This window comes from Mesorhizobium sp. B2-6-4, from assembly GCF_006441495.1.
Lineage (GTDB): Bacteria > Pseudomonadota > Alphaproteobacteria > Rhizobiales > Rhizobiaceae > Mesorhizobium.
On record NZ_VFUE01000003.1, the window covers coordinates 147,805 to 163,127 of the forward strand.

14 protein-coding genes are annotated in these 15,323 nt (G+C 59.8%); all 14 read left to right on the plus strand.

Annotation, left to right across the window (positions count from 1 at the left end; genetic code table 11):
• Nucleotides 1-13 precede the first annotated feature (13 nt).
• Complete coding sequence (locus tag FJ426_RS05385) at nt 14-781, plus strand: hypothetical protein (protein ID WP_140824774.1); 768 nt, start codon at nt 14-16, stop codon at nt 779-781.
• On the plus strand, nt 774-2,105 hold the full coding sequence (locus FJ426_RS05390; protein WP_140824775.1) for a lipopolysaccharide biosynthesis protein: 1,332 nt from the start codon (nt 774-776) through the stop codon (nt 2,103-2,105). The genes FJ426_RS05385 and FJ426_RS05390 overlap by 8 nt, the downstream gene beginning before the upstream one ends.
• 185 nt (nt 2,106-2,290) lie before the next feature.
• Nucleotides 2,291-3,241 carry a glycosyltransferase family 4 protein gene (locus tag FJ426_RS31245; protein ID WP_181176917.1) on the plus strand — a complete coding sequence of 317 codons (951 nt, stop codon included), beginning with the start codon at nt 2,291-2,293 and terminating at the stop codon, nt 3,239-3,241.
• Between the two features lie 29 nt (nt 3,242-3,270).
• Entirely contained in the window at nt 3,271-4,440 is a 1,170-nt protein-coding gene (locus tag FJ426_RS05400) for a glycosyltransferase family 4 protein (protein ID WP_140824778.1), read from the plus strand.
• A 339-nt stretch (nt 4,441-4,779) separates the two neighbouring features.
• A complete protein-coding gene (locus FJ426_RS05405; protein ID WP_140824779.1) occupies nt 4,780-5,265 on the plus strand; it encodes a hypothetical protein in 486 nt (161 codons plus the stop codon).
• A gap of 107 nt (nt 5,266-5,372) precedes the next feature.
• Complete coding sequence (locus FJ426_RS05410) at nt 5,373-5,870, plus strand: hypothetical protein (RefSeq protein WP_140824781.1); 498 nt, start codon at nt 5,373-5,375, stop codon at nt 5,868-5,870.
• 21 nt (nt 5,871-5,891) lie between these two features.
• Nucleotides 5,892-6,794: a polysaccharide biosynthesis/export family protein gene (locus tag FJ426_RS05415; protein ID WP_246675493.1), complete on the plus strand. Its 903-nt coding sequence runs from the start codon at nt 5,892-5,894 to the stop codon at nt 6,792-6,794.
• A 47-nt stretch (nt 6,795-6,841) separates the two neighbouring features.
• Complete coding sequence (locus tag FJ426_RS05420; RefSeq protein ID WP_140738230.1) at nt 6,842-9,220, plus strand: polysaccharide biosynthesis tyrosine autokinase; 2,379 nt, start codon at nt 6,842-6,844, stop codon at nt 9,218-9,220.
• Nucleotides 9,108-10,367 carry a hypothetical protein gene (locus FJ426_RS05425; protein WP_181176918.1) on the plus strand — a complete coding sequence of 420 codons (1,260 nt, stop codon included), beginning with the start codon at nt 9,108-9,110 and terminating at the stop codon, nt 10,365-10,367. Before FJ426_RS05420 ends, FJ426_RS05425 begins: the two co-directional genes overlap by 113 nt.
• Complete coding sequence (locus FJ426_RS05430) at nt 10,364-11,818, plus strand: O-antigen ligase family protein (protein ID WP_140824783.1); 1,455 nt, start codon at nt 10,364-10,366, stop codon at nt 11,816-11,818. The genes FJ426_RS05425 and FJ426_RS05430 overlap by 4 nt, the downstream gene beginning before the upstream one ends.
• Before the next feature lie 19 nt (nt 11,819-11,837).
• Nucleotides 11,838-12,719 carry a glucose-1-phosphate thymidylyltransferase RfbA gene (gene rfbA / locus FJ426_RS05435; RefSeq protein ID WP_140514965.1) on the plus strand — a complete coding sequence of 294 codons (882 nt, stop codon included), beginning with the start codon at nt 11,838-11,840 and terminating at the stop codon, nt 12,717-12,719.
• Complete coding sequence (gene rfbC / locus FJ426_RS05440) at nt 12,720-13,274, plus strand: dTDP-4-dehydrorhamnose 3,5-epimerase (RefSeq protein WP_140520778.1); 555 nt, start codon at nt 12,720-12,722, stop codon at nt 13,272-13,274. It abuts the gene before it with no gap.
• Nucleotides 13,275-13,305: 31 nt separating this feature from the next.
• Entirely contained in the window at nt 13,306-14,376 is a 1,071-nt protein-coding gene (gene rfbB, locus FJ426_RS05445) for a dTDP-glucose 4,6-dehydratase (RefSeq protein WP_140520777.1), read from the plus strand.
• Complete coding sequence (rfbD, locus tag FJ426_RS05450; RefSeq protein WP_140824784.1) at nt 14,373-15,251, plus strand: dTDP-4-dehydrorhamnose reductase; 879 nt, start codon at nt 14,373-14,375, stop codon at nt 15,249-15,251. Before rfbB ends, rfbD begins: the two co-directional genes overlap by 4 nt.
• Nucleotides 15,252-15,323: the final 72 nt, after the last annotated feature.

Genomic DNA, 15,323 nt, shown 5'->3' on the forward strand with positions numbered 1-15,323 from the left:
CTGCCTGGGACTGATGCTTACGCTCTATATCGGGCATCGCTCTTCGGTTGCCATCGCGATTTTAGCTTGTTTGTACATAAGGTACAGGAACATTTCCCTGCTTTTGATCAGGAAAAGATACATAATTGGAGGAATTGGCGCATTCTTTTTTCTTGCAGTGTACAAGGCAGTATATGCAGCAATAAAAGCAGGAAATTTTGAACTTGTAGGTCAGAAAATACAATTCGACCAATTGTCCGATTCCGCTCTCGTGGGGCTGGAGCAGTTCGTGACATTGGCTCACCTGGATCTGGTCGTGAAATATGACTACACCTTGCCGTGCTCGAATCTTTGGCTGGTGCCTCTTTCTCTGTTTCCGTTCTCGGATACGGTCTTTGGCAAGGACGGATGCACCTACAACGAGCAGGTTCAGCCGTTCCTATTTCCGGGTTACAGTGGTGGCGTCGCTGCAAACATCTGGGCGGAGTTCTTTGCCAATTTCGGGTATGCCGGATTTCCGCTGCTCGTTGTCATTCTGTCGCTCGTGTGTGTTGCCGTCGAGGCGATAATCCGCAATGTGCGCAGCGCGACGCTCAAGGCCGGGCTGATCGTGGCCATCGTCCATCTCACATTCTACATCCAGCGCAAGGAGCTGCTTGGCGCCTTCATCTCCGCCAAGCGAGCCGTTCTCGTTGCGCTTTTCATTTTTGGCTTGGTTTATGTGCACCGGAAGTGTTTTCCACCGGCCCCCGCCGAGGTGATGCCGCAGGGGGCGCGGGCCTTGCGCCGAGACAATGGCTGAGGACGTGACGGCGGTCGCCAAGCCTTCCGGATGGATGCGCGCGCGGCGGGTTGCCCGCGACGTTACGTTTACGACGTCCGCAAGCGGAGTGGCCGCGTTGTGCTCCATCCTTGCACTGGCGCTCAACGCACGGTCGCTGGGTCCGGGGAATTTTGGCACACTCGCCGTAATTCAGGCCTATGTGGCGTTCGTTTCCGGCCTATGCACGTTCGAGAGCTGGCAGCTAGTGATCAGGCTGTGCGCGAGGTCGCCTTTGCGTCTGGGACCGGCGGCATCTTGCGGAATTGCCCTCGATGTTTCAGCCGCCCTTCTCGCCACGGTCCTGGCGATAGGCGGGATCTTGCTGTTTGGAGAAGCTGTTGGCGTGTCGCGGGATAATCGCCTTCTGGCGATTATCTACAGCCTCACCTTGTTGGCGAGTCTTTCGGGTACGCCGAAAGGTGTGCTTCGGCTGAACGGCCGGTACGACGTCATTGCCGGTAATCAACTCATGCAAGGGGTTGCCGTGGTGGTTGCCTCTCTCGTCCTTTGGATCCTCGATGCCTCATTGCCGGCTTATGTAATCGTGCTGGCAGCGGTCGGCGCATTCTACAACCTGACGCTGTTCGTTCGCATGCTTCTCTATGCCGGGCGGGAAGATATCGAATTGTTCAACCCGCTCCGTTCCCGGTCCAAACGCCGTTTCTTCTGGGCATTTCTTGCCATGGCCACGGGGACCAGTCTGCTCTCGACAATGATAAGTGCCAGGCGGCATCTCGCATTGTTCCTTGTCGCGGGCCTGCTGGGAGAGGTCGCCGCGGGCTCTTATTCGCTCGGATCGCGCCTGGCGACGATGGTTTCCCGGCTGACCGGTCCCTTGAACCAGGTGATCTTTCCCGAAATCGCGAAACTGTCGAAGCAAGAGCCTTCTTCTCGTCTATACCGCTTGAACGCCCGCATCACCGTGGTTTCGGCATGCGCCGCCGCCGGCACGGCGGTTGGGGGGGTGCTGCTGCAAAACCCCATCGTCCTTCTGGCTGGCGGTTCGGCCTACGCGGAAGCTTCGCTGCTCTTTGCCATTTTGTTCGCGGCCGAATGCTTCGGCCTCGCTGGAATGCATCTCAATCCGCTGATTCAGGTCCTGGCCGGGACGAAGCCGCTTTTGAAAATCACGGCGCTGGCGATCGCCATCTATGTTCCGCTTTGCCTGGCTTTGTCCGGATGGATCGGAATTTCAGGCATCGCCTGGGCCGGCTTGCTCGTATCGGCGGCGGTCTATGCGGCGATGATGGTGGTTTCGCATCTATTGTTGAAAAGGCGGATCCGCCTGGCGGAAGATATCTGAAGGCTGATGTTTTGAGATACTTGTTTTGCCTGCCAAGATACCACACCAATGCGGTACCTTGGGTTCGCATTCTCACTTCGGCGGGGCACCATGTTGCGGTCGACGTAGTCGAAACGAGCGTCACGGAGAATCACGCTCTTGTTTCTCCCAACGTGACGGCTCCATCCGCGCTGTCCCGGATGATCATGCGTCGGCGCTCGAGCAACATTCCGAATTCGCCTTTTTCCTTTCCCGGCGTCTTTTCCTACTGGAAGCGTTTGCAGGCCGAAGACCCCGACGTGGTGATCATCCGCGGAGTGACGCGATGGTTTTGCAGGGTCGCGGCACTCTGTTCAATTCTGCAAGGGCGCAGGCTGGTCATCTACGACCAGGAGGACGCCAAGCCCAGCGCATGGAGTGGCACATGGGTTCGAAGAGCCGTCTTTCATGGCCTAGGCATCCCGCATTTCACCTCACGGCTTTCGCCAAATCTTGGCCCGGCCAAGCTCGGCGATGCCATGTCCCTGCCATTCGGGAGCCCTTTCGAGCCGGCCCGGACTGAAGGCCTGGAAAGCAGGCCATTGCAGTGGCCGCCTAGAATCCTGATGGTGGCAAAATACCGGGAGCGTAAGGGGCACAGTTTGCTTCTGAGGGCGTTGTCCGCGATTTCATCCATGCCCTTCTCCCTGACATTCTGCGGCGAGGAGGCAACGAACGCCGACACGGCTTTCTGTCAGGCCTTGCGGCGCGAGGCTCAGGCGCTTGGCGTGGCGGACAGGCTTCGGTTTCAAAACAACATTGCGCATGACGACATGATCTCGGTCTTTTCCGGTCATGATCTCTTGATACTGCCCTCGCGGGCTGAACCCGCGGCGGTGTCTCCCATCGAGGCGGCCTGGGCGGGATGTGCCGTGCTGATGTCGCGAGACAGCGGCACGAGGTACTACATGCCCGAGGGGGCAGCTTTCGATTTCAACCCCGACGATCCGCAAGACATCGCACGCGCGGTCGCGAGGCTGATCGCTCGGCCACAGGATCTGGGGCCTGCAAGGGACGCCTGCTTCGCCCGCATCTCATCGCTCGCCAGTGACGACGAGATCTTGCGGCTGTTCGAGACCTTTGGGCCGGGCAGGACACGACTGCATACAAGACGGTGAGCGAAACGGCATTGGGGGAGGCGGGGACGATGCTTGGGATCGGAAGAAAGATAATCATCTCCATCAACACGTCCTGGAATGTCGTCAATTTCCGCAAAGGCCTCATCGAGGCGCTGCAAGGGCGGGGCTATGAAGTGGTGGTTGCGGCGCCCAGGGACGAGTATTCGCGCCTGATCCCGCCGATGGGCTGCCGGTATGTCGAAATCGAGATGGATAATTCCGGCACCTCGCCGTTTCGCGACATGGTGCTTCTGTGGCGCTACTGGCGCCTGCTGCGCCGCGAGAGGCCGCTGGCGTTTGTCGGCTTCACCATCAAGCCCAACGTGTTCGGATCGCTGGCGGCAAACCTCAATGGCATCCCGGTCATAAACAATGTTTCAGGGCTCGGCACGGTTTTCGTCCGTGGCGGCCTTCTCCAGAAAATTGCCAAGGTCCTGTACCGGCTGGCGCTGGCCCGTTCGAAAATAGTCTTCTTTCAGAATGACGACGACAGGATGCTGTTCGTCAGCGAGCGCCTAGTCCGCAAGGAACTGACCGCGCTGCTGCCGGGCTCCGGGGTCGACCTTATTCGCTTCTCTCCGGCGCCCCGCCAAAGCCAATCGTCCGGCGCGATCGTCTTTCTGCTGGTGGCCAGGCTTCTCTGGGACAAGGGCGTGGGCGAGTTCGTCGAGGCAGCTCGTCAGATGCGCCGCAACATGCCCGGCGCGCGCTTCCAGCTTCTTGGATTCCTCGATGTCGAGAACCGCACAGCGGTCAGCCGTGCGCAGGTCGAGCGATGGGCAGGCGAAGGCCTGGTCGAGTATCTCGGAACCACCGACGACGTCCGTCCCTTCCTGGACGCGGCCGATTGCGTCGTCTTGCCCTCCTACAGGGAAGGAACGCCGCGCTCGCTGCTGGAAGCAGCCGCGATGGGCAAGCCGCTGATCGCGTCAGATGTGCCCGGCTGCAGGGAGGTGGTGGACCACGGCGTCAACGGCCTGCTGTGCAAGGTGAAAGACGCAGGCGACCTGGCAAGCAAGATGCTCGAATTCGCAACGATGGACGCCGCATCCAGGAACAGGATGGGCATGGAGAGCCGAAGCAAAGTGGAGCGGCAGTTTTCGGAACGGATCGTCATAGAATGCTACATGACGCAGATAGGGAAGCTCAATGCCCCGCCAGGCGATGAACCGGGCCGGCGTGTAGTTGAACGCGGTTGAAGTTCGAGCCGAGGAGATCAGGCATTCAAGCAGGCGCTAAGCTTGTCTTGCTGCATTGCAGATCGGGACTCGGCTTTCGAGGGGGCTCGGCTTTGATCAAGTTGGGCTCGGTGTAATCAGGATGAAAAGGGAATCGTAATTTCTCTTTGGAGGGCCAGACATCCATCGCCGACAGCTCGGGATTATTTATACGTAATTGCTAAAATGGCGCGTTGTTCAGGTCAAACTTCTCCGCATCGTGCGACACGGGTTGGAATTGTGGCAAAAAAATGTTAGGCGCTGATGTCACCACCTTTTGATCTGGCATATCCGGGATGATTTGAAGGAAAGGCGAAACGGATGAATGTCATCATTAGAACCGCAGTGAGCGCGTTGGTTGCCGCGAGCGGTTTCACTTCGGTTTCATCTTTCGCCCAGGACGTATCCTGCAGCTGCGCTGCCGCCTATCGCGGCCCGGCGAGTGCGATTGGATCCATTCGTTCCGCCGATGGCGACGTGATGGTCTCGCAGTCGGTCGGCTATGGTCCTGCAAAGGCGGGGAGCACTCTCGGCCTTGGCAGTCGGGTGGTAGTCGGTACCAAGGGTTCGGCATCCGTACTTGTTGGCGGCTGCAACATGAATGTACCGGCGAATTCCAGTCTGGATGTTTCACGCGTGGGCGGCAACATCTGTCTGAAACTCGTGGGTTCAGAACGGACGGCGGCCATCCAGCCGTCCGGTGGCATAAGTGGGTTTGGCCTGCCCGAAGGGATTTTCGCCGGTGCGCTTGTCACCAGCGGTGTGTTGGCGGCGACGCAGGATGACGACAAAGCGGTCAGTCGCTGAGGGGCGGACCACCATGAGTGCTGGTGAGTTCTTTGAGCGTTGTTGATCGAAGGGGTGCGTAAGCGATCCGTTCCGGGGGCGGGTCGTTGGTTCGAAGGGGGGTAGAAATGACCGGGCGTCATCGGGTTGGGGTTGTCTTCGCTTTTATCACGCTCGCCGGGGGAGGTGCCTGGTTTACAGCGTCCGATGCTGTTGCCCAGTCGGCACAGACATGTTCGTGCCTGGCCGCTGCGCCCGTGTCTGGCATTGTCGGCCAGTTCACCCAAGTCCGGGGTGATGTGCAGATGTCGCAGGCCGGCGGTTACGCCGGGGTGGGTGCGGGAGCGCCGATTTATCCAGGCGCGCGCATCATGACCGGGCCGCAAGCATCGGCTTCTTTGGCCATCGGCGCCAATTGCGCGCTTGATGTTCCGGCAAACGCGACCGTCAGCATCAATCCGGTGCAAGGCGGTATGTGCGTCTCGCTTGATGCGCAGGAAGCTGCTACCCGACCTGCCAATTCCGGACCTGGCATTTTGCCGGTGCTGTTGGGTGCCGGCGCGGTTGGTGGCGGCGCCGCACTGGCTATTGGACTACAGGATGACGACGACGCAGTCAGCCGCTAGGCAAGGTCTGGTCTCGCCGGTTTGCGCAAGCTCGGGCGCGATAGTGCAGAACCAGTTGCTCACGCCATCGGAAAAACGAGCGAAGAAGCCGGGAGCCAGCTGTGCGGGCCATTTCGATGGGCCGCCCAAGCTGTTCAAAAGTGGGGCTCTGTGATGGGCATTCTCGATCTCGGGGGAAGTGGCGCGGGGATGCCGGCACTGCTTGTATTGCTCGCCCTCTCTGCTTGCGCGAGCAGTTCATCATCGTCCACGGGCTCTGTCGATGCGCTGCAGCCGACATCGTCCTCAACGGCGCTTGCCGGGGGCGGCGCGCTACAGATGGTGAAGGATCTGCCGGCACCGCAGAATACACAAAACGGCAGCGAGCAGCCGCTGTCTGCCAACGATGTACTCGAAGTCAGCGTATTCCAGGTCGACAACCTGAACAGGACGGTTCAGGTGGACGCCGGCGGCCAGATTTCCCTTCCGCTTATCGGGACGATGACAGCGGCCGGCAAGACGGTCCGCCAGCTCGAAAAGGATATCGAGACAGCCTATGGCGCAAAATATCTGCAATCGCCGGATGTCACAATTTTCGTCAAGGAATCGATAGGCCAGCGCATCACGGTCGACGGTGAGGTCAACAGGGCCGGCATCTATCCGGTGTCCAGCAGCGCCTCCTTGCTGGATGCGATCGCCCTTGCCGGAGGCTTCAACGCCATCGGCGATGCCGGCAAGGTCTTCGTCTACCGCAATGTCGGTCAAAACAAGCTGGTCGCAAACTACAATGTCGAGGAAATCCGCGCCGGCAAGAATCGCAACCCGCGTATCTATGGCGGCGACGTGGTCGTGGTTTTCGCTTCGAAGTCGAAAATCGCAATGAACAATTTGAAGGATGCCCTGGGCCTCGCGTCGAGCGCGGCCCGAATTGCGGTCATTCCGTAAGGGAGGCCTGGCCGGCCAGGGTACGGACAACCAGGATCACCTCGCGCATGCTCGATCGCAACAGGCAGCCCCAAATCGCCGGTCCTCGACATGGCCAGGCTTTGTCCGCGGACCTCTATTATGACGGGGCGCAGAATTATAGTCCTTACGGTCGAGACTATGCCGCTCACGACGAGAGATTCAATCCGCTCAAGCTGCTTTTCTATGTCGTGCAATATCGCTGGCTGATTGTCATGATGGCGGTGGCTGGCCTAGTTGCCGGTATCATAGTGACAATGATGCAGACGCCGAAATATCAGGCAACGACACAGCTGGAAGTCCTGGTCCCTTCGGCAAAGGTTTTTCAGGACATCGAAGTGGTTTCCGAAAACAGCGACTTACGCGCGTTTCTGACCGCTCGCGAGAAACTGAAGAGCCGTGCGCTGGCCCAGCGCGTCGTGTTTCAGTTGGGGCTCTCCGAAAAACCGGATTTCCTATTCCCAACCCCGAGCTTCTCGCTCAGCAACATCCTCTACCGTGCATTCGGAATTTCCAAATCGCCTTCGATCCAGGAAAAGACCCCCGAAGAGCGAGAGGCAATGGCGATCAAGCGCGTTCTGAAGGATCTGACGGTCAACCTTGTGACCAACACCAGCTTGCTGTCGATCACCTTCATCGACCAGAAGCCCAGATACGCAAGCGACGTCGCCAACCAGGTCGCGCAGAGTTTTATCGATCAACGTCTCGACCAGACCAGCGAGACGTCCGATCTGGCGAGACAGTTCATCCAGGAACAGGTCCTGCAGGTCAAGCAGAAGCTGCAGAAGTCCGAGGAGGAGCTTGTCACCTATGCGAAGGATGCCGGCATCACCGTCACCGGCGACGACAAATCGCTGATCGGATCGAACATCGAGGCGCTGAACACAGCGCTCGCTACCGCTATCCAGGATCGTCTTGATGCCGGTCGCGTCGTGGACCAGATAGACAAGGGGCGAGGCTCCAGCCTGTCGCCGGTTCTGGAGAGTGATGGCTTACAAAAACTCAGCGAAAAACTCGCGGACCTCAAGAGCCAATATCAGCAGAAACTGAGCATTCTGAAGCCTGGCTTTCCGGAGATGCAGCAACTCCAGTCGCAGATCAAGGAGCTGACGCGGCTCTATAACAACGGCGTCCTGGCGATAACCGATTCGCTGCGCCTGAAGTACCAGGAAGCGCAGAACAAGGAAGCCGACCTCAAATCCAAGCTCGCCGAGATGGAAAAGCAGCAGGTTGTCTTCAATGACAAGAATATAAAATACACCATCCTCAAGCGCGAGGTCGATTCCAACCGGTCGCAATATGACAGCCTCATCACCAAGCTGAATGAAGTAGGCGTCAGCTCCGAGCTCAAGACGCAAAGCGCAGCCATCGTCGATTTCGCGACCCTGCCCGTAAGTCCCTATTCTCCGCGCCTGATCATCAATCTGGCGATCGCGCTAGCGCTGTTCATGGCTCTCACTGCATCGATCATCTACATCATCGAGTTGCTGAACAACACCTTCACCAACCCCGAGCAGGTCGAAAGGGAGCTGGGGCTGGCCATGCTCGGTATCCTGCCGCTCGTCGATGACCGCGAACTGACGGCCAGCATCGCCGACCAGAAGTCCGGGCTATCGGAAGCTTATCGTTCGCTGCGAACGTCGCTGCAATTCTCCGGCGCGGAGGGCGCGCCGCGTTCGCTGCTGGTGACCAGCTCCGAGCCTTCCGAAGGCAAGTCGACGACCTCGTTCAAGCTCGGCCAGGATTTCGCCGCCCTCGGTGCGAAGGTCTTGCTTATCGACGGCGATCTGCGCAAACCGAATCTTCATCGGCTGTTCGGTCTCGACAACACGATCGGGTTGAGCAATCTCCTGACGAATACCGTGCGCAAGGAAGATGTGGCGGGCATATTCAGGACGACCAAATATCCCAACGTGACCGTGCTGACGTCCGGAACGATCCCGCCCAACCCTGCGGATCTGCTTTCATCGCCGAAGATGGCGCTGATCGTCACCAATCTCGGCAAGCGCTTCGATCTCGTCATCGTCGACGCTCCGCCGATCGTCGGCCTGTCCGATGCGCCCATTCTCAGCCGGCTTGCCGAGGGCACGCTGGTGGTCATTTCCACGAACCAGGTGACGCGCAAGGCGGCCAAGACGGCGCTGAAACGCCTGCGCGCAGCCGGAGCGAACGTGATCGGGGCGGCAATGTCGAAATTCGCGGTGAACAAGTTCGACTACAACTACGCCTATAAATACATGAACTACCAATATTACGAACATGGCGCGGGCACGCCGAAGATTGAGGGCAAAGTCGATGACGGAGCAGGCCAGCCCGCTCATGCAAAATCTCCTGCGTTCAAGCGTTTGGTTCGTCGCCTCCGTTCTGGTGTTGATGGCTTCGTCGATCGGACTAAGTCGGCTCCTTGAGGAGGGAACGCCGAGTGTGTCTCTGGCACTGGACCCGCTGAACGCAGATGCCTTGATAGACGAAATTGCCGGCGAGCTGAACGAAACGAGCGCCGATCTCGGCGCGTTGGCCGCCAAGGCCAAGAATGCGCTTCGCTTCAATGTCGCGGACGCCCGTCTCTACAGCCTGATCGGCGAGATCAGATATCGGCAAGGCGAACAGGCCCAGGCTTTCGAACTTTTCGACCAGGCGCGAAAACTGTCCAAGACTGAAATCCATGCGCTGCAGAGGTCCATCGATCGCTCGATCGCGGCAGGCGATCTGGCGAGGGCCGTGGGCGAGATCGACACCTTGCTGCGCCGGTGGCCAGACCAGTTTTCGGCCATCGCCCCAGGGTGGCCTGCCATCCTTTCCAATTCCGACGGCTACCAGGCCGTGCTGGCAGCCCTGGAGGCAGAGGCGCCGTGGCGTGGTAAGCTTTTTCTCGCCCTTGGCCAGAACCCGCAAAGCCTGGGACCTGCAAACCAGCTGCTGCTCGATCTCGGGCGCACGGGTGCGCCGCCGACATCCAGCGAATTGTCCGCCGTTATCACCGGTTACATCAAGCAGAAGGACTATGGCCCGGCCTATCGGCTGTTTCTTTTCAGCCTGTCCGATCGGGAGCGGAAGCTGGGTGGCTATATCTTCAATGGCGGCTTCGAGCCGCTCTTCAGCGGCAAGCCGTTCGACTGGGTGATACACGACCGATCTGGGCTGGAGATCACCTTTGCCGGATCGCAGGGCGCGGGTGAAAGTGAAAGCGACAGCGGGGCGACGGTTCGATTTCTAAACACGCCGGTCAAGAACGCTGCGCTTCAGCAATATGTCGAATTGCCCCCCGGTTCTTACCGGATGTCCATGACCGTGTCCGCGACAAATCTCAAACTGCCAAAGCAGCTGTTCTGGTCCGTCAGATGCGCGGACCCGTTAAGCGAGGTAGCGCGCTTCAACATACCGGAAGGTACATTCAACCGGCGAAGCCTGAGCCTGGATTTCACCGTCGGACCGGCTGCGTGTCCGATACAGTTGCTGAGGCTGGAAACAGCCGCAATTGCCGAGAGCTGGCGGTTTCGATACGTCGGCACGCTGGTCATGCACAGATTGAGCATCGAGAGGGTGTCGTCGTGAGAGCACGGTCACGGCAGCCCGGGCAGTGGGACAAATACCTGCTTGGGTCGGTTCTTTTCCTGTCCCTGCTGATTGGCGGCGGCACCGCGAGCGGCCTCTACACCGAAACGCTGATCGAGATCGCGGCGATTCTCTCGGCCGCGGCCATCCTGTCGCGGCCCAGCGGACAAACAATTCCCCGGGCGATCTTGTGGCTGATTGCTCTCGGCCTAGCCGTGTTCTGCTTCCAGATCGTTCCGCTGCCCGGGGCCTTGCTGGACGGCTTGCGGCCCGAGGTGCTGCTTGTCAGACCCTGGCTGGATGGTGAAACGCAATCGCGCTTCGTCAGCGTCGGCGTCGGGCGCACGATCGAGTGCATGTTGTATTTCGCCGCCGCCGCGGCATTTTTCCTCGGCGTCACCCGCCTGCGCACCGAGGAGGTCTACGGCCTTGTTCCCTTCTTTTTCATGGGCGTCATCTGCAATGGCCTGGCCGCAGCGATCCAGTATTCGCTCTCCGATACCGTCGCCATAGAAGGATTGCTGCCGTTTACGATCAATGCGGGCCTGTTTGCCAATCAAAATCACTTTTCGGCCTTGCTCTTCGTCTCCATCCCATTCGTGGTCTATTATGGCTTGTTCCGTGGACATTTTCTGTCCGGATCGCTTGGGCTGACGATGCTCTTGCTGCTTCTTCTGGCAGCCGGCTCGCGCGCCGGCATTCTGATCGGACTGGTGATCACCGCGATATCAGTTGTCTTCCTGTCCGCTCGCTCAAGGGCGGGCGGATATGGCATTCTTGCGGTTTTCATCGGGCTTTCCGTCTACACGATCGGCGCATGGGCGAAGATCGATGCGAAAGTGGTCGATCCGGCTTTCGGCAGGGCGGAGTTTGCTCGCACCACGATCGATGGAATGAAAGAGAACTGGGTGACTGGCGTTGGTTTCGGCAGCTTTCCGAAGGTCTATCAGATATACGAAAAAGCCGGAATGATTTTCAGAACTTATGTAAATCATGCCCACAATGACTACCTCGAATTGGCACTTGAGGGCGGCATACCGGTCGTTTTGTTAATGATTGTGTATGCCATATTGCTTTTCGCCTCGTCGGTCCGGATTCGCCGGGAGCCGTTACAGAAGGCTGCATTTCTGTCGGCGTCGTTTTTGCTCGTTCACTCTCTTGTCGACTATCCCTTGCGAACCGCAGCACTCGCGATGACGTTTGCCTATTTGAATGCGATCGTCTTTCACAAGGGTTTTGCCGAGCGGCTGAACCAAAGGCGCGAGATGGGCGAGATAGGCCATCACGATGAAGACGATCTGCTTGTCCCGGCCAGGACCTCGGGCCCGGCAAGGCAAGGGCGGTTGGCGGGGGCCGGGGACACTCGCTCGGCCCCTTCGTCGGGCACCAGATTGACAAGCCACGGCATGAAACCTAAGCACGGTCGGCTTGTGTCAGGGGAGGGGACTTAGGCATGTCAAGGAGAGTTTCTTGAAAGGAATTATCCTTGCTGGAGGCAGTGGAACGCGCCTTTATCCGCTAACGTTGGCGGTCTCCAAGCAAATCCTCCCGGTATACGACAAGCCGATGATCTATTACCCGCTGAGCGTTTTGATGCTTGCGGGGATTCGAGAGATTCTGGTCATATCCACGCCGCGGGACCTGCCGGTTTTCCGCGAGCTGTTGGGCGATGGATCGGAATTCGGGCTTGAGTTGTCCTACGCCGAGCAGCCGCAGCCCAACGGGCTTGCGGAAGCGTTCATTATCGGCCGCGATTTCATCGGCGCGGACAGCGTTTCGATGATACTGGGCGACAACATCTATTTTGGCGACGGATTGTCCAAGCTTTGCCGCACCGCGGCATCGCGCGAAAGCGGCGCTTCGGTGTTCGCCTACCATGTCGAGGATCCGGAGCGCTATGGCGTGGTGTCCTTCGACAAGACCACTGGAACCGCGCTCACGATTGAGGAAAAACCACAGAAGCCGAAATCCAACTGGGCCGTCACCGGCCTTTATTTCTACGACAACCAGGTTGTCGATATCGCCTCAAGGATTCGGCCCTCGGCTCGAGGCGAGCTCGAAATCACGGCGGTCAACAATGCCTATCTCGAGCGTGGCCAGTTGCAGGTGCATCGGTTGGGGCGCGGCTATGCCTGGCTCGATACCGGCACTCACGACAGCCTGGACGATGCTTCTTCGTTCGTGCGTACAATCGAACGTCGCCAGGGCATCAAGGTCGCCTGTCCGGAGGAAATCGCCTTCGAACAGGGCTGGCTGAGGGCCGATGAAGTGTTGCAGCGGGCAACCCGCTTGGGAAAAAATGAATATGCCGCTTATCTGCGCCGTCGCGTGGTCGAGTTGTCGGAGGACTAGATGCTGGAGGTGAGACCCCTTGGCATCGAAGGTCTGCTCGAAATCATTCCGAAGCGGCACGGCGATGCCCGTGGCTACTTCACCGAAACCTGGAACGCCGCACGCTTCGCCGAGGCCGGCCTCGAACTCGCCTTTGTCCAGGACAATCACTCCTATTCCGCCGCGGCCGGTGTCGTCAGGGGATTGCACTATCAGTTGCCGCCACGTGCCCAGGACAAGCTGCTGCGCGTTGTCAGGGGCAGCGTCCTGGATGTCGCGGTTGATATCCGCCGCTCCTCGCCGACATTCGGAAAATGGGTTGTCCTCGAGGTCTCGGCCGAGAAGGGCAACCAGATCCTGGTGCCCAAGGGCTTCGCCCACGGCTTCATGACGCTCGTGCCCCATACCGAGGTGCTGTACAAGGTGACCGACACCTATTCGCCCGAACACGACCGCTCGATCCGTTTCGACGATCCGGCCATCGGTATCGAATGGCCGCCGCCGGCTGGCGGCTTCCAGCTTTCTGACAAGGACCTCAAGGCGCCGCTGCTCGCCGCCGCCGAGGTGTTTGCCTGATGAACATTGCCAGATGCAGGGGGCCAGCAGCATGAACTTTCTGGTGACGGGCGGGGCCGGCTTCATCGGTTCGGCGGTGTGCCGGCATCTGTGCGCCAACCCGGCCTACCGGGTGACCAATCTCGACAAGCTGACCTATGCCGGCAACCTGGCCTCGCTGCGGCCGATCGAGAATGCACGAAATTACAGCTTCGCCCATGCCGACATCTGCGACGAGAGGGCGGTGTTCGACATATTGCGCCGCGACGATATCGACGTCGTCATGAACCTCGCCGCAGAGAGCCATGTCGACCGCTCGATCGATGGGCCGGGCGCCTTCATCGAGACCAACATCGTCGGCACCTACCGGATCCTCAATGCAGCGCTGGAATACTGGCGCGGCCTTTCCGACGACAGGAAGGGCCGTTTCCGCTTCCATCACGTCTCGACCGACGAGGTGTTCGGCGACCTGCCCTTCGATGGCGGCATGTTCGTGGAAGAGACGCCTTACGCGCCGTCTTCGCCCTATTCCGCCTCCAAGGCGGCCTCCGACCACCTGGTGCGTGCCTGGCACGAGACCTATGGCCTGCCGGTGGTGCTGTCCAATTGTTCGAACAATTACGGGCCCTACCATTTTCCCGAAAAGCTGATCCCGCTGGTCATCCTCAACGCGCTCGACGAGAAGCCGCTGCCGGTCTACGGCGCCGGCGCCAATGTGCGTGACTGGCTGTTCGTCGAGGACCATGCGCGCGCGCTGGAACTGATCGCCACCAAGGGGCAGCCGGGCGAGAGCTACAATGTCGGCGGCAATTCGGAACGCACCAATCTGGGTGTCGTCGAGACGATCTGCGATCTGCTCGACGCCAGGCGCCCCCGGGCCGCCGGCAAAAGCTATCGCGACCTGATCTCTTTCGTCACCGACCGTCCCGGCCATGATCGCCGCTACGCCATCGACGCGTCCAAGATTGGCCGCGAGCTCGGCTGGACGCCGAGGGAGAATTTCGACAGCGGCCTGGCAAGGACGGTCGACTGGTACCTGGACAACAAATGGTGGTGGGGACCGATCCGCGAACAGCGCTATGCCGGCGAAAGACTGGGCGAAGCGCGCAAGGAGGCGGTGTGAGGCTCGTTGTCACCGGACGCGAGGGCCAGGTTGCGGCAAGCCTTCTGGAGGCTGGGCGCGAAGACGTCAAGGTCATCGCCATCGGCCGGCCGCAACTCGACCTCGCGCGGCGCGGGACTGTGATCGAGGCCATCACCGCCGCTAAGCCCGATATCGTCGTGTCGGCCGCCGCCTACACGGCGGTGGACCAGGCCGAGGACGAACCCGAGCTCGCCTTTGCGGTGAACGCCGCCGGCGCCGGCGAGGTGGCGCAGGCGGCGGCTCGGCTTGGCGTGCCCGTCATCCATCTGTCGACCGATTATGTCTTCGACGGCACCAAGAACGGTCCCTATTTGGAAACCGACGCGACCGCGCCGATTGGCGTCTACGGCGCCTCCAAGCTTGCCGGCGAACAGGCGGTGGCATCAGCCAATCCGCGCCACCTGATCTTGCGCACGGCGTGGGTCTACAGCCCGTTCGGCAAGAATTTCGCCAAAACCATGCTGAGGCTGGCCAGCGATCGCGACGAGATACCGGTTGTGGCCGACCAATGGGGAAATCCCACTTCCGCGCTTGATATCGCCGACGCGATCCTGCATGCGGCAGCACGGCTGCAACGCAACGAGGATTTCGCCGCGTGGGGCATCTATCATCTGGCCGGCACGGGCGAGACCAACTGGAGCGGCTTCGCCCGCCATATCCTGGACATAAGCGGTGGGCTCGGTGGCCCCTCGGCGCGGGTGCGCGATATTGCTGCGACGGACTATCCGACCAAGGCGCGCCGCCCCGCCAATTCACGGCTGTCGAGCGCGAAGTTTGCCTCCGTGTTTGGATGGAGTGCGCCGGTACTGCAGAAGTCGGCGCGGGAGGTGGTTCGTCGTCTCCTGAGCAGGTGACCTGACGGGCTTTGACTGCATCAACAACTATCAACCCGCGGGGGATTCACCGGCTGCCACAGCGCGAAGCCG